Source organism: Pedobacter aquatilis, assembly GCF_032678425.1.
GTDB lineage: Bacteria > Bacteroidota > Bacteroidia > Sphingobacteriales > Sphingobacteriaceae > Pedobacter > Pedobacter aquatilis_B.
The window spans coordinates 327,778-348,720 of sequence record NZ_JAVTSG010000003.1 but is presented as its reverse complement, the minus strand read 5'-3'; the positions used below and the strand labels follow the sequence as shown (position 1 = coordinate 348,720).

Here is a 20,943-nt window from a genome sequence, read left to right as displayed (position 1 = left end):
CGATTTAAGATTTCAATAAATATTGACTTACACTTAAAAGTGCTTGCCCAGTTGAATAAATATCTTCAAAAGAATTATACAGAGGAATAGGGCTCAAACGAATCACATTTGGTTCTCGCCAATCTCCAAGTATGCCATGCGCTACCAAACCATCAAAAATTGCTTTGCCATTATTAGCTGCAATGATGGACAACTGAGCACCTCTATCACGGGCGTTTTTTGGTGTAATAATTTTATATTGCTCGATATTCAATTCTTTATTTACTTGATTTACAACAAACTCTAAATAACCAGTTAAATTTATACTTTTACTTCTTAACGGCTCAATATTTCCAGCCTTATTAAAAATTTGGAGCGAAGCATGATATAGAGCCATCGGCATAACTTGCGTACAACTCACTTGCCAACCATCTGCCCCAACTTCTGGAATAAACCCTTTTTCCATTTTAAAACGCTTACTTTCCTGATAACCCCACCATCCCGCAAAGCGATTTAATTCATTATTACCAAAATGCTTTTCATGAACAAAAATACCACTAATACCACCCGGACCCGAATTTTGGTATTTATAAGAACACCAACAGGCAAAATCTACATCCCAATTGTGCAGCTGCAAAGGTACATTACCTGCTGCATGGGCTAAATCCCAGCCCACAAACGCTCCGACATCATGCCCGGCTTTTGTAATTAATTCCATATCATACCATTGCCCGGTATAATAGTTTATACCACCAAACAGCACCAACGCGATTTCCGAGCCATTTTCTCTGATTTTAGCTACAATATCTTCATTTCGAAGGGTATCTTCACCTTCACGCGGAAAAACCTCTATAATCGCTTCATTTGGCTCGTAACCCCTAAACCTAACTTGGCTTTCAATTGCATATTGATCCGATGGAAAAGCACCACCTTCCATAATAATTTTAAATCGCTTTCCTTCTGGCTGATAAAAGCTCACCATCAATAAATGGAGATTTACAGTCAGGGTATTCATTGGGCATACCTCTTGCGGAGATGCACCAACGAGTGGAGCCATCAGTTTTTTTAGTTCCTTATGATAAAACATCCATGGCTCTTCCCCCTCAAACCAACCCTCAACAGCATAATTAGACCAATTCTCCAATTGCTTGTTTAAAACCTGCTTTGATACTTTAGGTTGCAATCCTAAAGAATTACCACACAGATAGATAAAATCACCGTCTTTATGTTTTGGAAATAAAAATTCAGACCTAAAATCTTTCAATACATCCGCATCATCCAATCGCTTTGCGAATGCTAAATTATTCTCGAAATTCATTACCTCAATAATACAAAAAAAGCAGGCATTGTTTCCAATCCTGCTTTAATACGTTTAAGTTTGCTAAAATTTTAAAGTGTCATGCTTTCCTAAATCAGGCGTATCGCCAGTAACAACGGCTTTCAACATACTAAACAAAACCACTATTTTTGATGATGAAGAATCCCAGTATTCTGCTTCTTCTGGAGTTACCTTGATTAAAATTAATCTCGGGTCTTCAATTCCATCAGGAAACCAAGCCTTAACAAAAGGATTGAAATAAGCTTCCTTTCTAACTTTATCATCAACCAATTCCGCCTTACCTTTTACGGTTAGATAAGTGTTTTTAGATGGCTCACTGTAAGCAAGCAATACATTATTCTCTTTAGAAATCTCTTTCGATTTTAGCGAATATTCATTAGTGTAAAACCAAATACTTCCGTCATCCTCAATTTTTGCTGTCCCCATTGGTCGACTGCCAAATTCATCCTTATCAGAAAAGGTTGTGAACATGCAGGTACGCACACTTTCCGCCATTTCCTTTAGTATTGATATATTTTTCTCATTTTTCATATCTAAATATTTTATACGAGAAAAACAGACTATAACTCAAAAAGTTTGAAGCTATTCTTTATTTGGCTTACTCACATATTTATTTCCCTTAACATAGAAACGCAATGGCAATAAGGCATGCTCCTGTGCATAAGCAATGCCAACTCTCTGACTTACCGTAATTTGCTCAGCTGTAAAGTTTATTTGACGGTCCTCAATCCAGATTTCATCACCAGTTAAATCTTTTGTATTGAATGATTTATCAATCCCCAAGGCCTTTGCGGCAGAGCCTGGCCCTGAAGAAATTGCAGCCTTAGTTCGCGGCATATTTCGGCGTTCTTCAATGATATCAATTCCAATCAATGGCTCAATTGCCCTGATTAAAATGGCATGCGGCTCGTTTTCAACTGAACTTACGACATTAAAAAGATGATGCATTCCATAACAAAGATAAACATAAGCAACACCTCCAGTACTATACATGGTTTCCGTACGCTTTGTGCGTCGGCTGCCGTAAGCGTGTGAAGCTTTATCTTGAACCCCAAAATAGGCTTCCGTTTCTACAATTGTTCCAGCAGTTACCTGATTATCAATCTTAGTAAAAAGAACTTTCCCCAACAAGTCTTTCGCCAAAAAGACGACATCATAATTAAGAAAATATTCTGATTTCAGCTTCAAAATTGACTAATTTTTTACTTTAATAAAATTGATATAACTTCTTGTAAATAAATACTATCCACTTCATCAAAATGATTTAAGTATTCACTATCTACATCAAGCACACCAATTACAGCTCCATCTTTAATAAGCGGCAATACGATTTCTGATTTCGATGCTGAAGCACAAGCTATGTGACCTGGAAATTCGTCAACATTAGGAATAATTAGTATTTCTGATTGTGCCCAGGATGAACCACAAACACCTTTACCTTTCTTTATACGCGTACAAGCCACCGGTCCTTGAAACGGACCCAATACCAGTTCTTCATTTTTCACCAAATAAAAACCTATCCAAAACCAATTAAATTGTTCCTTAAGCGCAGCTGATACATTTGCCATATTGGCCACAAAATCATCCTCACCATGAAGCAAAGCCTCAATTTGCGGGATAATCGACTTGTATTGTTCTGTTTTAGTCGCGTTTCTATCTATCGTTAAGTCTTCTGCCATAATAAACAAAGTTAATCACGAAATATATCTTTTTATGATTTCATTTTCATAATGACAAAAAATTGAAAACATGATTTATTAATTTCATTAGTTTTGACAGAATTAACCAATCCCGATGATTGTAGCATTAACCATAACGAAGTTTAAAAACCATACAATACCATTTGCCTTTTTAGGAATGGCAGTTTTGAGACTTCCGCTGTGGCTTAATAAAAAATGCCAATTCTGGAAACTTATGGGAAGCGGAAAAGATGCTCAGGTCGATTTACCACCAGATTTTAAACATTGGGCGATACTGACTACATGGGATAATGAAGCTGATTGCAACGATTTTTACACTTCATCATTCCCGATAAAATGGTTTAGAAAGTTCGGCAAAGAAGAATTTACAATATTACTTAAACCTTTAGCTTCACATGGTTTATGGTCAGGTAAACAGCCATTTAAAGTGAGTAATGATAAGCCAGTAGTAAATACAAAAGTTGCAGTTATTACTCGTGCTGCTATTCGGTTCAGTAAGCTAAAAGAATTTAAAAGCAACATAGCAAGAGCAGCTGCAGAAATGCGCAAAGCGGATGGCTTTATTCTATCTGCCGGTATCGGCGAAAATCCTTTTTTAGACCAGGCCACATTTTCCATTTGGGAAAATTTGGAAAATATGAAAAACTATGCTTATAAATCAGTTGACCACTCTGACGTTATTAAGCTCACCAGAGAGCGAAAATGGTATTCAGAAGAACTATTTGCTCGCTTTGAGATAATTAAATGCTCAGGAAGCTTAAACGGCCAATTATTAGAAAAGTAAATCATTAATTTAATAGAAAACAATAAAATGAGAGTTATCGCAGAACTTCCACATCCGGAATGTAAAATATCCATCTTCTCTATGAATCAAAAATATATTGTAAAATTTGAACAGGGAACTTTTGAACAAAACTACAAACTCGCTGAACTAGATTTGAGCGGGGGTGGCGTAAATGATGTATTTGAAATTTTGGACGAAGCGTTTATTTCGACCGTAATAGAACGCTTCAAGCTTATGCGTACAGATTTTGGATTAGCTTATAAAAGACATCAATACTAACACTTAAGTTATTGAAATACAGAATATAAACAATCGAAACAAAATTTAATTTTGAATTTATCAGCCTATTTCAGCTTTCCCAAACAGCTTAACTAAAATTTAAATTCATAACAAATAACATAACACGTTGAAATGAAGCAAATTAAAACAAACAACAAAACATTATTTTGTTAGTCAAAACTGCCAAATAAATGAGAAGTTTCAACAATCTAAGTGTTTCAACCAAAATTTTTGAGTAAATTAATTGTGATTCAATCACCCTTAGACATCTAAGCTTCTGTTACCCTAAATGTCTTCAATAGGAAAGATTAATTTATTAACTATAGCTATAATCTCACACTCAAACTTGCTAAAGTGTCTTAGGTGGTAAAACCATATACCTCAACCCTATTAAACGCAAAAAGGCCCCGATTCATCATCGAGACCTTTTTATCTTTTACTCGTGAAATATTATTTTCCAGAGTTTTTCTTGTCAGTTACTTCTGCACGGATTTCTTGTGCTAAAACTTTAAGATCTTGCATTGCTTTACGCACACGAGTACCAGCAGCTGCGTTGCCAGCATTATAAAATTTTTCTACGTCTGCTTCGATTGCAGCAACTGCAGCTTTAACTTTTGAGAATTTTTCCATCGCTAATTGATGTTTTTAAGGTTTAAAATATTTATTTCGTCAATAATACATATTTACCTCGAATTAACAAGAGAATGCAAATATAATTTTGAAAGAAGTTTTGCACATTCTGAAAAGCCCCAACATGCCCTGACAATATAATGAGGGTATATTTTGATTATTAACACTTGAGAATTATCAATATTTTAGTTAATCTGTTTAGATAATTTGATGAGATTTCCAAAGGTTTCGTTAGCACTATTTACGGTCTTTTCATAATCTTGCTCTTGTACAGTTTCATTAATTATAGCAACAAAAGTTTTCCATTTAGCGCTCAATTCATCACCATAAACACCGTAATAATTTAAACCTTCTTCTTTGCCCGCAAAGTTAGCATTAGCTAAAATATGTTTCTTAATAACGTTTCCGCCCAATGTAGCACCTTCCAAAACGTATAAAGCCCCTAATACCGCTGCATTATCCTTTTCTGGTACAAATAACTCAAAATCTAAAGCAGGTAAACTTAAGGGGTCAATTCCCCAATAGGCTAAATCTTGCTCCAATGACTCAAGTTTCAATCTGTTCTTCATATCAAGCTTTTCTGCAATTTCGTTGTCCAGCATGTTAGCTAACTTATTTTCTAGCTTTTGATGAATGATATAATTGATGGTTAATAGTTTTTTATAATTATTGATACTAAGTGTGTTATTCATAATATCATTAACAAACATTAAAGATTCTAGCTGATTATGGTTTTCTCCTGTTTGAGTTCTCAATAAATTGGCAATCATAGTAATTATTTTAGGGATTAAACTGTTATAAAAAAGAAAAGATTCGGCTTAAAAAACCGAATCTTTAAATATTATGGTATAAAATTAATTTAAGCGAAGGTGTTGGTTAAACCAGAAATCGTGAACCGAGTGTACGCATTGCACCAAATTATCGTAGCCATTTGGCTTAGTTAAATAAGCATTAGCACCAAACTCAATCGATGCTTTCACATCTTCCGGATTATCTGAAGTGGAAAACAGAATAACCGGAACCGATTTTAAGTAAGGAATGTCACGTATGAACTTAAGCAAATCCAAACCCGACAACCCTGGAAGGTTTAAATCCAATAATATTAATTTTGGTTTCGTTTTAGTATCGGCAAAGTTTTGAAGTTTCTGTAAAGCTTCTGTACCATCCTCTACTATAGTCAAATTTAAGGTGTCTTTTACCTCTTGTACAGCACTCTGCATAAAAAATGCATAGTCTATATCATCTTCTACGTAAAATATATCTGGCGTTTTCATTTTTCTAGTTTTTAAAAGCTACGTAAAAAATAGATCCCTCATTTAGTTTACTATCAAACCAAACTCTGCCATTGTGTTTCTCAACCACTCTCTTTACTATAGCTAACCCCACTCCTGTCCCATCTATTTCCTTAACATTGTCCATGCGCTTAAAAAGCTCAAAAACCCTGTCGTAATAACGGTTATCAATTCCTATACCATTATCTTTAATAGTATAAACAATTTCTGCTCCATCAATATACGAAGATACTTCAATTTTTGGATTTTGTATAGTAGATGAATATTTAACTGCATTTGTAATTAAATTTGTAAATACTTGTGCAATCATCGTTTTATCGCCTTTTAAATCTATCAGTTGCCCTAAAATTAGTTCAGCATTGTCTGCTTTAAATGCATTCCATACTTCATTGGTAATCTCATTTACCATTGCATGCATATCAACAGTTACAAAATCAATATCGGTTCGACCAACCCTTGCCAAATTTAAAATTTCTTTTATCAAGAAATTCATTTTATCAGCACCGTTTAAAATTCTATCCAACATCTTTCTACCTTGATCATCGATGCTTTTATTTTTCATCAATAATTCGGCATAGGTTTTCACAGAAGTCAACGGTGTTCTTAAATCGTGAGAAACCGTATAACTGAAGGTATCTAATTCTTCGTAAGCTGCCTGAAGTTTTTCATTAAGTAGCCTGATTTCGTTCGCTTTTTTATTTACATCAGTTATAATAACCTCACGAATGCGAAGCACAGAAGCAATTTCTTCGTCTGTCCATTTTTCGGAGGTATTATTTACAACCTGCGACCACTTTTCGAAAGATTTTCTTGGCGAAAGACTAAGCATTCCATCAGGCAATTGCTCAACAGGTTTTTCCGGATTTCCCGCCCAATGCACGGTTGTAATTTGCTCGGGCTTAAACCAAATTATCATCTCGTTCAAATCCTTACTCAGCGTGCAAACTAAAACACCTGATGCCACATCCTTATATTTTTTTGCCGGATGAAAGATTTCCGATAAGCGATGTGTGTAATAAACCGACTCTTCATTGATTTTTTGCAACCATTCCGATAAAGTCAAAATCTCATCATCAGCAGGAACGCTACCAAGTGTCTTTAATTTACCTTCAAAAATTATAGCTGCACCTGTCGCTTTGGTTACATCAAGTATCGTTCTTTTATGTCCCGTAACCGCATCGACCAAATATTTATCTCTTGATAAATGTTCAGTAAGTACGGTTGCAGTATTTTTAAATTGCTCGATAATCTCAGAATCTTCTTCGCCTTGGCGATATTCTAACGCAGAGGAAAGAATCTGTCCGATGAGTTTTGAACCTTCTCTGGCCTTATAATCGATAAACTTAGCACTATAATTATGGCAGGCAATTAAACCCCAAAGTTCTCCTTTGGAAATAAGCGAAATACTAAAACTCGAATGCACCCCCATATTTTTCAGATATTGAATGTGTATCGGCGAAACTGCTCTTAAACCACCATTCGTTAAATCTAAAGGCTGTTCTTCATTAAAAGTTAAAATCTGAGAATCTTCTGTATAAACATCAGCAATTAACCGGGTTAAGTTTAGCTTATATAATTCTCTGGCTTGTTTTGGAATATCCGAAGCCGGATAATGCAAACCAAAAAATGGTTCAAGATTTGGCTCCATTTCTTCAGCAACCACTTCCCCATGTCCATCATCCTGAAATTTATAAATCATTACCCTATCATAATTGATAAGTTTTTTAACTTCAGCAGCGGCACCCTGCAATAAGGCAGATACGGTTTTGCCCTGTAACATATTTGAAGCCGAGCGACCGATTACGCTTTGAATATCATACTGTAAGGTAACCGGCTCAAATTCAAGTAGCCAATTATTTTCTGAAGTTGAAATGATAAGGTAAAATGGTTTTCCACCAATATCTGTAGGGTGCGGACTTATAGCATCAAAACTTTTTCTGATGATACCAAGTTTCAGCAAATCTTCTACATCAAATTCAGGGTCATTTTGGGTAATAAAATTATTTAAAACACTTAAAGGCTTATCTAGCAAGTTTTTGGCAGTTTCATTTAAGAATGTTTCCGCGTTTTCACTTACGTAAGATATTTTAAGATTAACCTTATTTACTGCAACCAGAAAGCCATGCGCCTGTACTTTTCCAGGAATGTGAATCGGTTCTTTATCGCAGTTGGTTAAATTAACAGAGAAATTATTCATATAAGGATTTGTTCTGCAAATGTATCAGATTTATCGAATTTACAACCATCAACATCTAAATAGAGTAAATAATGCATTATAGTTTTGCGGTTTATTTTTTATTATATATTTGTTGAAAATTTAAATTCATCCCGTTGGCTAAAAAAAATATTCTGGTTGTTGAAGATAACCATGCAATTCTAGATGTTATAACACTTATTCTTGAAAGTGAGGCTTTTGATGTTGAAGGCTTAAATAAGGGTGCCGACTTTATTGAACGGGTAAATTCTTTTAAACCAGATGTAATCATCATGGATATTATGCTTCCGGATATTGATGGAAGGGTTTTACTTAAAGAACTAAAAGAAACTACTGAAACTAAACACATTCCGGTTTTAATGATTTCTGCCAGATACAATTCTGGAAATTATATGCTTGATGATGTTGCTGCCGATGATTTTATGGCTAAGCCTTTTAATATTGACGAGCTTATGGATAAAATTTACGCCTTGCTAAAAAAATCAGACGCTTAATCAGTCATTCCAGGTAATTTCAGGCCTCCTTCTTTCAGGTTTTGCATCAGCTCTTTTTGGAACGATAGTTTTGTGTCTGTAAAACCGTGCGCATTAACCCAAACATTTAAAGCAACCTTATATCCGCCATCTTCAAGCGTAGAAACACCTATTCTTCTGCTTGGTGTATTTAAACATTCTTTAAATTCATCAACCGTCTTGTTAAAAATCTCTTCAACTTTGTTAAAATCAATGCCGTAATTAAACTTCATTTCTATATCCAATCGCCGGCTACCCTGCCTGCTAATGTTAATAATCACCTCGTTTGATAATTTTCCATTCGGAATAACTACCGAACGATTATCAAAAGTGGTAACAATAGTGTAGAAAATTTGAATTGAAGTGACCGTTCCTTCTTGCCCTTGGGCCAAAATATTATCACCTACAACAAATGGCTTAAGTAGTAAAATAAGTACGCCACTGGCAAAGTTTTGTAAAGTACCCGAAAGTGCCAAACCTGCGGCTACGCCAATACCACCAATTAAAACGGTTAAGAAAGTTAACTGCAAGCCTATAATTTGCATTACAGTTAAAATCAGTAATATTCTAAGTGCAATTAGAACTAAACTGGTAAGAAATGGCCTCAGCGATGGATTAACATCTTTTCGGTTCATGCCGTTTTTTAACCAGCGCCCTAATAACTTAATCAGCCAAAAACCGATTATCAGAACGGTAATACCTAAAAGCACTTCTGGGCCTTTATCAATTATCCAATTTGTTGCTTTATTATAAAATTTACTTGCATCTAAATTCATAAAACTAGCGATTGCGCTTTTTAATTATGGTTTCTTGTGTTTTGATGGAGCTTCTTTCTCAACATTTACTTTTTTAGCATCTTTCGCTGATGTTACCTTATCATCAGCACCTTTAGCTTTTGATGTTTTTGATGCAGTAGCTTTATTGCTTTCTGCTGATGTTTTTGAATTTTTCATAACGTATATCGATTACAATTAAACTTTAAGCCATGCAATTGCTTCTTCGAGTTCATCGGGTTTAAATCCCTTCGAACTTCCTGATGTAGCGATGGTAAATATATCTGTGAACCATTCAACGCCTGTTTCATGACTTACAACTGCTATTTTTTTCCACTTCGTGAAGTTCTCTAAACCAGCCTTCACATCTTGAACAAATGCACCCGCTGTGAATTTTTTCACATCGGTTTCCAATAAAAGTAGGTAGCGTATTTCATCGAAATTCTCTGCCGTTCTTTTTAATCCCGGTAGCAAAACATCCTTTATATCATCGCTATTTACGGTACCAGTTGCCCGAACTGCAAAAATATTGTCTGGTAAACCTGTAATTTCAGTTAACATAGATTGAGTTTATCAATAGAACAATCCTTAATAAAAGATGTTTGGAAATTGCCTCAATTCTAAAAAGTTGTAAAGCTCGCCAAACACTTATCTAGTTGATAATGTTATCATTCAGAATTTCAAAACAATAAAAAATTAACCCTATGAAATGTAATTTATTAAAATGGCCAACAGCTATTGTAGCTTTAGCGATAACAGTATCGGCATGTAGCAATGATTCAAATACTTCCACTACAGCCGATTCAACATTAACAGATTCTTCCGCAACTTCATCATTAAAACCAGCTGGTCCGCCGCCGGAATGGGGTAAAACCATAAAACCAGAAATGCAGGCGGTTATAGAGAAACTGGTAAGTTATGGTGATAAACCACTTGAAACTTTAAGCGCTGTTGATGCACGCAAAAACCATACACCTACAGATGCGGTTATGGATTTAGCATCGGCGAATAACATTGCCATTCCTGCACCTATGGTTGATACCGTTGGAAAAGATATTGATATTAACGGCGCAAAAATCCATGCCCGAATTTATACGCCAAAAGAAGCAAAAGGTCCTTATCCGATAATTGTTTATTATCACGGTGGTGGATTTGTAATTGCAGATCTTGATGTCTACAATGCTTCTGCACAAGCTTTAGCCGAACAAGTTAATGCTGTAGTCGTTTCTGTAGCATACAGATTGGCACCTGAAAATAAATTTCCAACGGCACATAATGATGCTTTTGCTGCTTACGAATGGGTAGTTAAAAATGCCGCAAGTTTAAAAGGCGATCCTGCTAAAATCGCTGTAGTTGGCGAAAGTGCAGGTGGAAATTTGGCAGCCAATGTTTCTATTATGGCTCGTGATAAAAAAATAATGGTTCCTGTTCACCAGGTTTTGGTTTACCCAATTGCGCAAGCGAATATGGAAACAGAATCTTACAAAATGTATGCGGAAGCGAAACCATTAAACAAAGCAATGATGACTTGGTTTACCGAGAAATATTTGAATACGATGGTTGAAGCGCAGAATCCCAAAATTTCTCTTGTAAATGCAAAACTTCAAGGTTTACCACCGACAACTATTATTACAGCAGAGATTGATCCTTTGCATGATGATGGTACAATGTTAGCGAATAAACTATCAGCCGCAGGCGTAAAAGTAAATAGTAGAAATTATGAAGGCGTTACACATGAGTTTTTTGGAATGGCTTTATTAATTCCTGAGGCCAAAGAAGCGCAAGCTTATGCCGCTGAACAACTGAAAGCAGCATTTAAATAAAAACGCATAAATATTTGTCAGATTGAGCTTGTCGAAATATTATTAAAAGTTCTTCGACAAGCTCAGAATGACAGAGTTCTATATTATGTTCAACTGTCACGTTGAGCTTGTCGAAACGTTTATTAAAAGACCTTCGACAAGCTCAGAATGACAAAACTCTATTAATTGATGAAATTATAGTGAAAATCCAGATTTCACGGCACAAATTAACTTCCTAAACCAGATTGCAGCGGATACCGGCCTTGTGGCTAAGGCCTGCAGGCGCATGAGCACAAAGCTGGACGTACATAAATTTGATTTCAGGCTTTGCTTTTCAAAAAATAAGAAATTGAATATTGCCTCTAATTAACCTTTCTGTAAACCCATTTAAAAATTTACTTCGTAGCTACTTCGCGGTCCGCAGCAATACTAATAAAGAATAAAGCTTCTTGCGTTTATCGAAATTATGCTTAATTCAATATTTAAGCAATTCAAACAATTAAACAATCCAGCAATTCAACAATTTGAGCAGTTAAACAATCCTTTAAGCTCCTTTCTTCGAGCCCAAACTTTGCATTAATTGATCATATAAATCATCGCTGCTGGCTTTTTGAGGTTTCATTTTCTTAACGGTGGCACGCTTTCCTTTTGCCTTAGCTTTGATGATTTTTAAAAGTTCATTGTGGTATTCATCCTTGAATGAACTTAAATCAAACTTACTCGAATATTGTTTAATTAAGGCAAGTCCAACGTCCATTTCCTTTTTGGTAATGTTAATATCGGTTACTTTATTAACATCTGATAAACTTCTGATTTCTTGTTCAAAACGGATTTTAGTAATCACAATTACGCCATCCATTGGATGAATAACGCAGAGGTTTTCATTATTTCGCAGTACGAAACGGGCAACGCCTGCCTTACCCGATTTTTCCAAAGCCTTGAGCAATAAAGCATAAGCTTTCCTACCCTGCTTTTCTGGCTCGGTATAATAGGATGTTTCGTAATAAATTGGGTTAATTTCTTTAATATCAACGAAATTTTCCAGCTCAATTATCTTTGTTTTCTCTGGTGCAGCTTCTTCAAAATCATGTTTTTCAAGGATAATATATTTATCCTTCAAAAAATGTCCTTTCACAATTTTTTCGAAAGGAACTTCCTTATGGGTATTTTCATTAACCCTTAAATATTTGATTTTTGCATGATCGCGTTCATCAAGCATATCTAAATCAAGATTACTGCTTTGAACACCAGAAAATAGCTTCACTGGGATATTTACCAGTCCAAACCCAATTGAACCTTTCCAAATCGATCTCATACCTTTCTTTTAATCAACAAACAAGCTATTAATTCATATTGTTTTGGGGTAGAAATGTCATATTCTTCGCTAACCAAACTATTTTAAATGAATCATGTTATCAAAGTATCTATCCCTTGAATTATGAAAATTGCCTATATATCCACCTATCCCCCTCGCGAATGCGGACTTGCCACTTTTAACCAAAATTTGGTTAATGCCTTATCTTTAAATTCGGCATATGAAGCCGACAAAAGTTTTATTGTTGCAATGAACGAATCTGATGATTTAAACGAACATCAATATCCGAATGAGGTGAAGTTTGTGATTCGTCAGCAAAACCAACACGATTATCTGGAAGCCGCAAAATTTATAAATGATAGCGAAGTTGATGCTTGCATTATTGAACATGAATTTGGCATTTTTGGGGGCAATAGCGGTGTATTTCTTTTATCACTGATTAATAATTTAAAGAAACCATTTATTACAGTTTTGCATACGGTTTTGAAAGAACCAAACTTTATGCAACAAACCATAATTAAAGAAATTGCAGCAAAAGCGGCTAAAATTGTGGTGATGAGCAAAAAAGCTGTACTATTCCTGACCAGCATTTATCAAATACCATCAGCACAAATACAGCTGATTGAGCATGGTGTTCCTGATTTAGAACCATCTGAAAATAACGAATTATTGCAAAGCGATTTATTTAAAAACAGAAAAGTGCTTTTTACTTTCGGTTTAATCAGTCGCAACAAAGGTTTGGAAACGGTTATTAAGGCGCTTCCATCAATCGTAAAAAAACACCCTGATGTGTTGTATGTAATTTTAGGTAATACGCATCCTGGTGTTGTAAAACATAACGGAGAGGAATACCGCGATAGTTTAAAAGCATTAGCCAAAAAATTGGGTGTAGAAAATAACATCGCTTTTGTAAATAAATTTGTTTCAGAAACTGAGCTTCACCAATATTTAACTGCTTGTTATTTATACATAACGCCTTATTTAAATGAAGCACAAATTACAAGTGGAACTTTATCTTATGCAGTGGGTGCAGGTGCTGCAGTAATTTCAACACCTTATTGGCATGCGCAAGAATTATTGGCGGATAACCGGGGTAAGATATTCGATTTTAAGAATGATGAACAATTGGCAGAAATTGCAAATTCACTTCTGGAGGATGAAGAAAAACACCGCCAACTAAAAGAAAATGCTTACCAATACGGCTTAAAACTAAGATGGCCGGCAACTGGAGATGTATATATTGAAACATTAAACGAAGCGATTAAAGAGGTTAAAAAACCAAAAAGAACAATTCCTCCGATAATTGATGTTGATAGTATGCCGGCTTTAAATTTAAGCCACATTGCTTTATTAACAGACGACACCGGAATTATTCAACATGCTAAATTTGGGATTCCAAATCTTAAAGAGGGTTATTGCATTGATGATAATTCCAGAGCTTTGATTTTATCGCTTTTGGCTTATGAGCAAGATAAGAACCAAAAAGCATTGAAATTGATGCCTGTGTATTTGAGTTTTATCCAATATATGCAACGTGAGGATGGTAATTTTAGAAACTTTTTAAGTTTCAACAGAAATTACCTAGATGAAGTTGGCTCTGAAGATTCTTTCGGACGAACCATTTGGTCTTTAGGTTATTTGATTTGTGCTGCACCAAATAATTCCTACCGGGAGTTTGGGAGAGAACTTTTCGCCAATGCTGTGCCTCACTTTAAAGATTTAAAATATATTCGTTCTATTGCAAACACTGTAATTGGCATAAACTATTATTTGAATGCCCATGATGGAGATGAATTGCTGATTGATGAAATCAATCGCTTATCTGCTACTTTGATTGAGGCGTACCGTAAAAATAAGGATGGGGAGTGGCATTGGTTTGAAGATATTTTAACCTACGATAATGCGATTCTACCTTTGGCTTTACTAAGTCATTATGAGGCGACAGGAAACCTGGAATCTTTTGAAGTCGCAATGGAATCTATAGAATTTTTGAATAGCTTCTCCTTTGAAAATGGTTATTTAAATCCTGTCGGAAATGCTGGCTGGATGAAAAAACACGGCAAAAATCCGGTATACGACCAACAAGCGCTTGAAACTATGGCAATGGTATTGCTTTACTATAAGGCATTCGAAGTTACTAAAGACAATAAATACCTTAATTTAATGCACATCAGCTACGAATGGTTTTTGGGCAAAAATAGTTTGCACATTCCACTATACGATTTTGAAACACATGGCTGTGCCGATGGACTTCAGTTTAACAGCGTGAATAGAAATCAGGGCGCAGAAAGTACCTTAGCCTATTTCATATCACACTTAACTGTTTTAAAGGCAGCAGAAATTGAATTTCAAAGCCTGTCATCGCCATTGGTAAACGTAGAAAAGGTTTGCTAAAAATTTTTAATGTGAATATAAAAAGCCGGAGTATAAAAAATCCGGCTTTTCGTTTTTATGAAAATCTATAAGATTGATAGCGCTCTGAGATATTCAAGAAGACATTTCGGAGTTTAATATTGAGGATTTTTAATCTTGAATTAAATTCTCTATCTAACTCTTTAACAAATTAAATTGTAAGATTAAAACTGATTCCAAAGATTTCTCTGTTTCGCTGCGCTTCAATCGAAATGACGACCACCAAAAGCCATGTTGAAATTTACAAAAATCCGACTGGTTAAACCGTCATCTCGAGCGAAGCCGAGAAATCTTTGAACTTAATAAGGATTAGAGATTTCCGAAGTTTCGGGATAAGTATTCAAAGGACATCTTCTTTCGTGTAGAGAGTTTTCGACAAACTAACACTGAGAACAATTGTTATTTTAATGCTTAAAATTTATCCTTCTGCATTATTCTCCAACAATTTATTCAAGAGCAATTCCAGGTTTACCGTAGCAAACGACGAACTGTAATCTGACAAACCGTAAGGAATAATCAATTCTCCATTACTGATGATTGAACCGCAAGAATAAACCACATTTGGCACATAACCTTCACGTTCATCGCCATTCGGAATAATTAATGGTTCTTTTAAATGACCAATTTCCTTACTTGGATCTTCCAAATCCAACAAACTTACACCTATGCAATACCTGCGCATCGGACCAACACCATGTGTCATTAAAATCCATCCTTTATCGGTTTCAATAGGCGAACCACAATTGCCGATTTGAACCAAATCCCAATCATAACGCGGCTGTTTAAGTAGTATTGGATTTTCCCAAACGTTAATTTTATCGGAAAACATTAGGTAATTGTTCCAACCGTCTATCCTACTCATCATTACATATTTGCCGTTGATTTTACGCGGGAACAAAGCCAGGTTTTTATTTTGTGCACCATCGCCATAAAGTGGAATAACTTTAAACTCATAAAAATCTTCCGTTTGCACCAGTTTCGGAATAATTAAAGAGCCATCAAATGCTGTATAAGTTGCATAGTAAACTACTTTTCCATCATCTTTTATGAATTTAACGAAACGGGCATCTTCAATACCTTTCCTTTCAAATTCCGAAATCGGGAAAATTACCCGGTCGGATAAATCGGTATCTTTTGAAAAACTGATGGTGTGGTAAGTATCAGAGAGCCATAGAACTTTATCATATTCAATTAACCGGGTTGGATTTTCTTTATGCAGCGTTTTAGAATCTTTAATCAGATTACTTAGGCTGGTGTATTCAAATTTGTCATCTAATTTAGATTCCATTTCCTCTAAAACTGATGGGTCAATCTGTGCATAGGCCGCTTTTTTGAGGAATAGTTTTTTCACATAAATCGCATTGCGAATTACTTCAGCTTCATCTACATAATTACCTACAGGTAAAACAGATATATTATTCTTGGCATCGATTAAGGCCCGCCTAAATACAATAGAAGAAATGTGACCTTCACCTACAGCACGAAAGCTTATGATAACTCTTTTTTCACCTTCAACCAAATCAGTTTGGTCTGGATCATCTATAATACTTGGATTAAAAAATGCAGCAGATTCAATTGAATATTCGTGAGTAAAGTATGCACCGATTAATAACTTGGTGTAAGGATACAAATCTTCCAAATCAACATTTAAAGCATTGAGCTGCTTTTTTAGCTTCTTACAGTGCCTGTTTAAGATTTTGGTAATGTTCCTATGCCTTTTAGAATACTCTTGCAAAATGGGCGAAACAAGCGAAAAAACCTTATCTTCAGAAAATTCTAAAACCTTTCTAATTACTTCTAACGCTCGTTCTTCTCCGTTAAAAAAAAATCGGGCAATAACCCTTTTCGTATCCGGATTAACTTTTACTGATTTCCGTTCTATATGTAACCTCATTGTATGTATTTTTTAGGCGATAAATTATATTCACTCCACACCTATTCTTCAATTTATTAGTAACTAATTTCGAGGTGGAATTGTTTCAAATGATTTACTCGTTCAACTGATTTCTCATAATAATCTTTAACTTTAAAATCCTTAAAATATTCTCTTAACATGGCTGGAATTTTAGAAACCGATTTATCAAGTGAAGAAGCAAAACGTTTAAAGAAACTAGAACGCTACGAAATTTTAGATACCAAACCTGAATTTGTTTTTGATACACTGGCTAAACTTGCAGCAGAGGTTTTTAACGTCGAAAATGCAACCATTTTTTTTATTGATGCAGATTATGTTTTCCATAAAGCCATTGTAGGAAAACATCCGGAACAGACCATTGATTTATATAGAAAAGCAATCCTAAATACTGAAATAACAATTGTAGAAGATTTCATCTTTGCGCCGTTGGTTACACCTGAAGGTTTCATCGTTGGCTCAATTAGATTGATGAACGATAAACAGAACAAACCAGCTCAACATCAAATTGAAATGCTTAAAATGTTAGCCAGTTTAGTTATTGACAAGCTAGAGAGCAGACTTGCCATGAGAACCACCATGCGGGCGCAGGATAATCGTGTAAATATGATGGTGCATGATTTGAAAAACCCAATGACGACAATTTCGCTACAATCTGAATTGGTCGGTAAAATGCCTGGCCTGAATGAAAGAACCAAAATGATTGCTGGAAAAATTAATGCACAATCGATAAATATTGTAGATAGTTTAAATAACATTGTAAGCACAGCCCGAAGCGAAAATGCTGCTGTAAAACTTCAAAAAGCCAAGGTTGATTTTAATCAGATATTTAAGAAGATTAGCAATGATTTTGACACAAGACTTAAAGCAGAAAACCTAAACTTAATTATCGATTCACCAGAAATTGCTGAAGTTTATGGCGATGAATCTAAACTTTACATGATTGTGGAGGAACTTATTGAAAATGCAATCAAGTTTTCAAATCCTAACGGAGAAATTAAGCTCAGATCGTGGTTAACAGAAAGCATGCTCCATATCTCTATTCAAGATAATGGTATTGGAATTTTAGAAACTGATTTAGAAAGACTGTTTATCAAGTTTGCTAAATTTAATCATGCAACCGAAAAAGCACATAGCCATGAAGTTTTGGGTTTAATATTAGCCAAAACGCTTGTTGATTTACATAAGGGTAAACTTTGGGCAGAAAGTGATGGTAAGGATAAAGGCGCAACCTTCTTTATAGAGCTGCCAATAAAATAATCAGGCTAAATCGGCTACGGTTGCTAAATTCATTTCCTCCAGCACAACACGCTCCGAATCTTTACGATTTTTGTACGACCATTTTATCAATCGGATAAAACCATTTTCGATTTCGATTCCTGTTATATCACCGTCGTTAAAGCAACAGCAACCCGTATTAAAATAGGCAGATTTATATTTTTTTAGTGGTGGCATTTCTTCACCCTTTCCAATAAGTTTGTTAAGTTCTGCTTTTAGCAAACTAATTTGAGCTACATCATTCCGTTCTTCGGCTGTTTGGATTTTATAATAAAGCCGTTCGAGATGTGTTAATGATGCAAATACGGGCTGATGCGTATGTCCGGTAATGAGCGCAATGTTTTGCTCCTTTTCTACCCAATTATACATCATTGCATTATGAACCGTTTTTAATTGATTATCATAAGCTGGTGTGTTAGGGTTTATCTTAAGATAAGATTGCAATGGCGCCCAAACGGTACTCACAAACCATTTACTGAACCAATTACCGTCGCTTTGCAGATCTCCCTGGTGCCCATGGGTTAAAAAGATATCCAGTTTTTTATTTCCTATGATGAATCTTAAAATCGCCCCCTCATAAATCCGAATGCTTTTGCTGTAAATTCTATTTAGGTTAAAGGATGATAACGGATCGTTATCCCAATACAAATCGTGGTTGCCGAAGATTTTAGTAAAAGCATCCCGCTCGATAAACATACGTTCAGCATTAAATGTATCCTTATTATGCTTGATAACAGACTCCAGTAAATTCTCCCAAAGTTCTTCGCTATCGCCTAAATTTAAATAATGAAACCCCTCTTGATTGTAAAATGATAAAGCTTTAAGGTAGTTCTTTTCAGCAAGTGAAAAATCATCTGCAAAATCTCTTGCCCCTTTATGCTGATCGGAAAAGATGATATATTTTTGGTTGACGTCAGCATTAAATATCAAACCTCTTTTCCCATCGCCGCTGTTAATTTTACCATAAAGCTTGGTTAAAGCTTCGTTTATTCTTGCTGCATTAGGTCTAGAGCCGAACTTGTTCGACATTCGAATTACCCAATTACTTAATAAACGTTGAAGCAGGTGTCGCATAAATTCTATAGTTGCTTAAATATAAAGTTAAAGCCGTCATTGCGAGGTACGAAGCAATCTAATTTTATAGGAAATGTGAAGGTTTTGCTTCATGTATCAGAATGACGAAAACCAAAAACCAAGGTAAAAAAAAGGCTGCAATTAATGCAGCCTCCGGTTTGAATTATTTAGGTTAGAATTATGCGTATGCAATGGCATCTTTCGATGGCAATTTGGTTTTACCCATTAAATATTCATCAACTTTGCGGGCAGCTTCCCTGCCCTCAGAAATTGCCCAAACCACTAATGATTGTCCGCGGCGAACATCACCAGCAGCAAATATTTTAGCAATATTGGTTTGGTAAGTATGCTCAGAAGCCTTTACATTCCCCCTGTTATCCAACTCAACACCTAATTTTTCAATTAAGCCTTCTTTCTGTGGATGTAAGAAACCCATCGCCAACAAAACCAATTCGCAAGGTAAATCTCTTTCTGTTCCGGCAACTTCCTTAAAGGTTACTGGTCTTCCATTTGCATCAATTTCCCACTCTACATCAACCACTTTTAAAGCTTTTAAATTTCCATCTTCATCTGCAATAAAGTTTTTGGTATTTACCGACCACGCCCTTTGAGCGCCTTCTTCATGCGACGAAGTATTTTTCAATAACATTGGATAATTTGGCCAAGGCATATTTTCTGTTCTTGCTTGCGGTGGCATCGGCATAATTTCAAATTGAGTAACGGATTTCGCACCATGACGGTTCGAAGTTCCAATACAATCCGAACCTGTATCGCCACCACCGATAACGATTACATTTTTACCTGTAGCCATAATGTTTTCCGAAAGCACGTACCTGTTAGCAACGCGTTTATTTTGCTGCTTTAAGAAATCCATAGCATAATGCACACCTTTAGCTGCTCTGCCTGGAATTGGTAAATCTCTTGGAATAGTTGAACCTCCAGCTAAAACAATTGCATTGAAATCTCTTAATAGCGTGCTGATTTCTACATTTTCGCCAACATTTGCATTGCATTTAAAAATGATACCTTCTTCCTTCATCAAATCGATGCGTCTATCGACAACATCTTTTTGAAGTTTGAAATCCGGAATGCCATAACGCAATAAACCACCTGGAGCATCATCACGCTCAAAAACAGTTACTTCGTGCCCGGCTTTATTTAACTGTGCTGCCGCTGCCATTCCAGCAGGACCAGAACCTATAACCGCAACTTTTTTACCGGTGCGAATTAATGGTGCTTTCGCTTTAATGTAACCTTTGTCGAATGCAATTTCGATAATGTGCTTCTCAATTTCTTCAATAGAAACAGGAGGGCGATTAATGCCCAATACACAAGCTGATTCACATGGTGCCGGACAAATCCTTCCTGTAAATTCAGGAAAATTGTTGGTGCTTAATAAAATATTTGCAGCTTGCTCCCATTTGCCCTGGTAAACGGCATCGTTAAATTCCGGAATCACGTTACCTAGTGGGCAACCCGATTGACAGAACGGAACGCCGCAATCCATACAACGGGCAGCTTGTCTGTTTAATTCTGATGATGGTAATTCATTTAAAAATTCACCATAATGTTTAACACGAGTTTTAGCCTCTTCTCTAGTGGGCGCAACTCTGTCGTATTCTTGAAATCCTGTTACTTTTCCCATGG

The 20,943-nt window shown here is 35.6% G+C and carries 21 protein-coding genes; 6 read left to right on the top strand and 15 right to left on the bottom strand.

The annotated features are described in order from the left end of the window. Positions 1 to 4 precede the first annotated feature (4 nt). The 4 genes from kynU to R2Q16_RS11485 all read right to left on the bottom strand — a co-directional run bounded on the left by kynU (position 5) and on the right by R2Q16_RS11485 (position 2,997). On the bottom strand, positions 5 to 1,297 hold the full coding sequence (gene kynU / locus R2Q16_RS11500) for a kynureninase (RefSeq protein WP_316737175.1): 1,293 nt from the start codon (positions 1,295 to 1,297) through the stop codon (positions 5 to 7). Positions 1,298 to 1,360: 63 nt separating this feature from the next. Next, complete coding sequence (locus R2Q16_RS11495) at positions 1,361 to 1,849, bottom strand: pyridoxamine 5'-phosphate oxidase family protein (protein ID WP_316737174.1); 489 nt, start codon at positions 1,847 to 1,849, stop codon at positions 1,361 to 1,363. A gap of 51 nt (positions 1,850 to 1,900) precedes the next feature. Further along, positions 1,901 to 2,506 carry a DNA-3-methyladenine glycosylase gene (locus R2Q16_RS11490; RefSeq protein WP_316737172.1) on the bottom strand — a complete coding sequence of 202 codons (606 nt, stop codon included), beginning with the start codon at positions 2,504 to 2,506 and terminating at the stop codon, positions 1,901 to 1,903. A gap of 14 nt (positions 2,507 to 2,520) precedes the next feature. Next, positions 2,521 to 2,997, bottom strand: coding sequence for a GAF domain-containing protein (locus R2Q16_RS11485; protein ID WP_316737171.1), 477 nt, complete (start codon positions 2,995 to 2,997; stop codon positions 2,521 to 2,523). A 115-nt stretch (positions 2,998 to 3,112) separates the two neighbouring features. Between R2Q16_RS11485 and R2Q16_RS11480 the strand changes: the two genes are divergently transcribed. Together R2Q16_RS11480 and R2Q16_RS11475 are read left to right on the top strand one after the other, a co-directional pair. Continuing rightward, entirely contained in the window at positions 3,113 to 3,802 is a 690-nt protein-coding gene (locus tag R2Q16_RS11480; protein ID WP_316737169.1) for a DUF3291 domain-containing protein, read from the top strand. 27 nt (positions 3,803 to 3,829) lie between these two features. Continuing rightward, entirely contained in the window at positions 3,830 to 4,081 is a 252-nt protein-coding gene (locus R2Q16_RS11475; protein WP_316737168.1) for a hypothetical protein, read from the top strand. A gap of 450 nt (positions 4,082 to 4,531) precedes the next feature. Here R2Q16_RS11475 and R2Q16_RS11470 read toward each other — a convergent pair whose 3' ends face one another. The 4 genes from R2Q16_RS11470 to R2Q16_RS11455 form a co-directional block, all read right to left on the bottom strand. Then, positions 4,532 to 4,711 carry a hypothetical protein gene (locus R2Q16_RS11470; protein ID WP_010602585.1) on the bottom strand — a complete coding sequence of 60 codons (180 nt, stop codon included), beginning with the start codon at positions 4,709 to 4,711 and terminating at the stop codon, positions 4,532 to 4,534. 185 nt (positions 4,712 to 4,896) lie between these two features. Continuing rightward, a complete protein-coding gene (locus tag R2Q16_RS11465; RefSeq protein ID WP_316737166.1) occupies positions 4,897 to 5,481 on the bottom strand; it encodes a biliverdin-producing heme oxygenase in 585 nt (194 codons plus the stop codon). Positions 5,482 to 5,565: 84 nt separating this feature from the next. Next, complete coding sequence (locus tag R2Q16_RS11460) at positions 5,566 to 5,985, bottom strand: response regulator (protein WP_316737165.1); 420 nt, start codon at positions 5,983 to 5,985, stop codon at positions 5,566 to 5,568. 4 nt (positions 5,986 to 5,989) lie between these two features. Continuing rightward, positions 5,990 to 8,200, bottom strand: coding sequence for an ATP-binding protein (locus tag R2Q16_RS11455; protein WP_316737164.1), 2,211 nt, complete (start codon positions 8,198 to 8,200; stop codon positions 5,990 to 5,992). 134 nt (positions 8,201 to 8,334) lie between these two features. Here R2Q16_RS11455 and R2Q16_RS11450 point away from each other — a divergent pair, with 134 nt between their 5' ends. After that, a complete protein-coding gene (locus R2Q16_RS11450) occupies positions 8,335 to 8,712 on the top strand; it encodes a response regulator transcription factor (RefSeq protein WP_316737163.1) in 378 nt (125 codons plus the stop codon). Here R2Q16_RS11450 and R2Q16_RS11445 read toward each other — a convergent pair. From R2Q16_RS11445 to R2Q16_RS11435, 3 genes are read right to left on the bottom strand one after another with little or no spacing between them, the layout of a single operon-like run. Beyond that, a complete protein-coding gene (locus tag R2Q16_RS11445; protein ID WP_316737161.1) occupies positions 8,709 to 9,506 on the bottom strand; it encodes a mechanosensitive ion channel family protein in 798 nt (265 codons plus the stop codon). The two genes, R2Q16_RS11450 and R2Q16_RS11445, sit on opposite strands and share 4 nt — an antisense overlap. Before the next feature lie 24 nt (positions 9,507 to 9,530). Then, complete coding sequence (locus R2Q16_RS11440; protein WP_316737160.1) at positions 9,531 to 9,683, bottom strand: hypothetical protein; 153 nt, start codon at positions 9,681 to 9,683, stop codon at positions 9,531 to 9,533. A gap of 18 nt (positions 9,684 to 9,701) precedes the next feature. Then, complete coding sequence (locus R2Q16_RS11435) at positions 9,702 to 10,064, bottom strand: STAS/SEC14 domain-containing protein (RefSeq protein ID WP_316737159.1); 363 nt, start codon at positions 10,062 to 10,064, stop codon at positions 9,702 to 9,704. A gap of 143 nt (positions 10,065 to 10,207) precedes the next feature. On the opposite strand from R2Q16_RS11435, the gene R2Q16_RS11430 reads away from it, so the two are divergent. Then, complete coding sequence (locus R2Q16_RS11430) at positions 10,208 to 11,326, top strand: alpha/beta hydrolase (protein ID WP_316737158.1); 1,119 nt, start codon at positions 10,208 to 10,210, stop codon at positions 11,324 to 11,326. A 523-nt stretch (positions 11,327 to 11,849) separates the two neighbouring features. Here R2Q16_RS11430 and R2Q16_RS11425 read toward each other — a convergent pair. Then, complete coding sequence (locus R2Q16_RS11425; RefSeq protein WP_316737157.1) at positions 11,850 to 12,620, bottom strand: Ku protein; 771 nt, start codon at positions 12,618 to 12,620, stop codon at positions 11,850 to 11,852. Positions 12,621 to 12,743: 123 nt separating this feature from the next. Here R2Q16_RS11425 and R2Q16_RS11420 point away from each other — a divergent pair, with 123 nt between their 5' ends. Further along, positions 12,744 to 15,014 carry a glycosyltransferase gene (locus R2Q16_RS11420; RefSeq protein WP_316737156.1) on the top strand — a complete coding sequence of 757 codons (2,271 nt, stop codon included), beginning with the start codon at positions 12,744 to 12,746 and terminating at the stop codon, positions 15,012 to 15,014. Positions 15,015 to 15,450: 436 nt separating this feature from the next. Here the strand turns inward: R2Q16_RS11420 and R2Q16_RS11415 are convergent, their stop codons facing one another. Beyond that, entirely contained in the window at positions 15,451 to 16,926 is a 1,476-nt protein-coding gene (locus R2Q16_RS11415; RefSeq protein ID WP_316737155.1) for a glycoside hydrolase family 130 protein, read from the bottom strand. 159 nt (positions 16,927 to 17,085) lie between these two features. On the opposite strand from R2Q16_RS11415, the gene R2Q16_RS11410 reads away from it, so the two are divergent. After that, a complete protein-coding gene (locus tag R2Q16_RS11410) occupies positions 17,086 to 18,204 on the top strand; it encodes a HAMP domain-containing sensor histidine kinase (protein WP_316737154.1) in 1,119 nt (372 codons plus the stop codon). Here R2Q16_RS11410 and R2Q16_RS11405 read toward each other — a convergent pair whose 3' ends face one another. Together R2Q16_RS11405 and R2Q16_RS11400 are read right to left on the bottom strand one after the other, a co-directional pair. Continuing rightward, a complete protein-coding gene (locus R2Q16_RS11405) occupies positions 18,205 to 19,251 on the bottom strand; it encodes a metallophosphoesterase (RefSeq protein WP_316737153.1) in 1,047 nt (348 codons plus the stop codon). 223 nt (positions 19,252 to 19,474) lie between these two features. Continuing rightward, positions 19,475 to 20,941, bottom strand: coding sequence for a glutamate synthase subunit beta (locus R2Q16_RS11400; protein WP_316737152.1), 1,467 nt, complete (start codon positions 20,939 to 20,941; stop codon positions 19,475 to 19,477). Between the last annotated feature and the right edge of the window lie 2 nt (positions 20,942 to 20,943).

Bases quoted from the DNA above. Each gene is read 5' to 3' on its own strand.
- R2Q16_RS11480 (WP_316737169.1), top strand. From the start codon at position 3,113: ATGATTGTAGCATTAACCATAACGAAGTTTAAAAACCATACAATACCA.
- R2Q16_RS11495 (WP_316737174.1), bottom strand. From the start codon at position 1,849: ATGAAAAATGAGAAAAATATATCAATACTAAAGGAAATGGCGGAAAGT.
- R2Q16_RS11415 (WP_316737155.1), bottom strand. From the start codon at position 16,926: ATGAGGTTACATATAGAACGGAAATCAGTAAAAGTTAATCCGGATACG.
- R2Q16_RS11430 (WP_316737158.1), top strand. From the start codon at position 10,208: ATGAAATGTAATTTATTAAAATGGCCAACAGCTATTGTAGCTTTAGCG.
- R2Q16_RS11445 (WP_316737161.1), bottom strand. From the start codon at position 9,506: ATGAATTTAGATGCAAGTAAATTTTATAATAAAGCAACAAATTGGATA.
- R2Q16_RS11440 (WP_316737160.1), bottom strand. From the start codon at position 9,683: ATGAAAAATTCAAAAACATCAGCAGAAAGCAATAAAGCTACTGCATCA.
- R2Q16_RS11475 (WP_316737168.1), top strand. From the start codon at position 3,830: ATGAGAGTTATCGCAGAACTTCCACATCCGGAATGTAAAATATCCATC.
- R2Q16_RS11465 (WP_316737166.1), bottom strand. From the start codon at position 5,481: ATGATTGCCAATTTATTGAGAACTCAAACAGGAGAAAACCATAATCAG.
- R2Q16_RS11460 (WP_316737165.1), bottom strand. From the start codon at position 5,985: ATGAAAACGCCAGATATATTTTACGTAGAAGATGATATAGACTATGCA.
- R2Q16_RS11470 (WP_010602585.1), bottom strand. From the start codon at position 4,711: ATGGAAAAATTCTCAAAAGTTAAAGCTGCAGTTGCTGCAATCGAAGCA.
- R2Q16_RS11485 (WP_316737171.1), bottom strand. From the start codon at position 2,997: ATGGCAGAAGACTTAACGATAGATAGAAACGCGACTAAAACAGAACAA.
- R2Q16_RS11420 (WP_316737156.1), top strand. From the start codon at position 12,744: ATGAAAATTGCCTATATATCCACCTATCCCCCTCGCGAATGCGGACTT.
- R2Q16_RS11410 (WP_316737154.1), top strand. From the start codon at position 17,086: ATGGCTGGAATTTTAGAAACCGATTTATCAAGTGAAGAAGCAAAACGT.
- R2Q16_RS11455 (WP_316737164.1), bottom strand. From the start codon at position 8,200: ATGAATAATTTCTCTGTTAATTTAACCAACTGCGATAAAGAACCGATT.
- kynU (WP_316737175.1), bottom strand. From the start codon at position 1,297: ATGAATTTCGAGAATAATTTAGCATTCGCAAAGCGATTGGATGATGCG.
- R2Q16_RS11400 (WP_316737152.1), bottom strand. From the start codon at position 20,941: ATGGGAAAAGTAACAGGATTTCAAGAATACGACAGAGTTGCGCCCACT.
- R2Q16_RS11435 (WP_316737159.1), bottom strand. From the start codon at position 10,064: ATGTTAACTGAAATTACAGGTTTACCAGACAATATTTTTGCAGTTCGG.
- R2Q16_RS11425 (WP_316737157.1), bottom strand. From the start codon at position 12,620: ATGAGATCGATTTGGAAAGGTTCAATTGGGTTTGGACTGGTAAATATC.
- R2Q16_RS11405 (WP_316737153.1), bottom strand. From the start codon at position 19,251: ATGTCGAACAAGTTCGGCTCTAGACCTAATGCAGCAAGAATAAACGAA.